The sequence below is a fragment of the Peribacillus sp. NPDC097295 genome (assembly GCF_044761665.1).
GTDB lineage: Bacteria > Bacillota > Bacilli > Bacillales > DSM-1321 > Peribacillus.
In genome coordinates, this window is sequence record NZ_JBIWCW010000039.1 from 1 (window position 1) to 1,281 (window position 1,281).

Genomic DNA, 1,281 nt, shown 5'->3' on the forward strand with positions numbered 1-1,281 from the left:
AATTTCTGTACTGAAGTTGGATGGGAGTTCACTCGGTATCTCTTGTTTGTGAAGTCGTAGTAATACCCAAAGCCTAAGAACTTTAGTTCTTTTGGGCGAGAGATTTTACTCTTCTCGACATTGACTATCAAACCTAGCTTCTCTTCTATAAATCTCACGATTGATTTCATCACTCTGATCGCTGCTTTTTCGCTCTTCACAAAGATGAGGGCATCATCAGCGTATCTCACGAACAGAAGTCCTCTTTTCTCTAGTTCCTTATCGAGTTCATTTAACATAATATTACTCAACAGTGGGCTTAGGTTTCCTCCTTGCGGAGTCCCAACGGGAGTTTCTTCAAGTTTCCCTTTTACCATGACTCCACTGACTAAGTATTTTCTGATTAACGAGATGACATCACCATCATCTATTGTGTTTGAAATAATTCGCATGAGTTTATCGTGATGGACTGTATCAAAGAATCTTTCAAGGTCAATGTCAACTACCCAGTCGTGTCCATCATTCAGGAATTCCAAGCTTTTGATAATAGCCATCTCACAGCTTCTTTTTGGTCTAAAGCCGTAACTAAATTCACTGAATTGCTTTTCAAATATCGGGCTGAGAACTTGATGAATGGCTTGTTGAACTACTCTATCCACTACTGTTGGTATTCCCAGCTTGCGCATCTTGCCATTTTCTTTTGGGATTTCCACTCTTAAGGCAGCTTGTGGTTGGTATTTTCTTGTTCTGATGCGCTGACGTAGTTCATCTTTGTTCTCTTTGAGATATTGCTTTAGCTCGTCGACTGTCACTCCATCGACCCCGCTTGCACCTTTATTTTTATAAACGCGCAGGTAGGCTTCGTTCATGTTTTTATTACTTAGAGTCTGTTCTAAAAGTTCCACACTCGTTTCTCCTTCCATCTCACGTAGTAAGTGATAACTCCATTTTGGTTAACCTTTGAGATACGCTCATACTTTCACCATTAATACATTCGGAGTACGTCACTTACGCATTCGTGGTGTTGAAACACTATAAATTGTTCAGCCCTTCATGAAATAATTCCACTACTATGGCTTCTGCTGACTTCTTGCGGCTAACCTTTTTCGACTGTACTTCCGTACATCCGCAAGATCTCCCAGGGTAAGACAACTATCTTTCCTCTTTTACTCGCCTGATTTACTCTACAAAGTTACGCACATCTTTTTGGACTTTGACTTGCTTTGGAGCCTTATCCCTTTATAAAGCCTTGGTATCAGATTCCTGTTCGTCGAGCCAAGATTTTATTCCACGCTTCCTCCA

1 protein-coding gene is annotated in these 1,281 nt (G+C 40.7%); it reads right to left on the reverse strand.

Annotation, left to right across the window (positions count from 1 at the left end):
• A partial coding sequence (gene ltrA, locus ACIQXN_RS21520; protein WP_402971616.1) for a group II intron reverse transcriptase/maturase occupies positions 1–884 on the reverse strand: 884 nt, incomplete at its 3' end.
• Positions 885–1,281 lie beyond the last annotated feature (397 nt).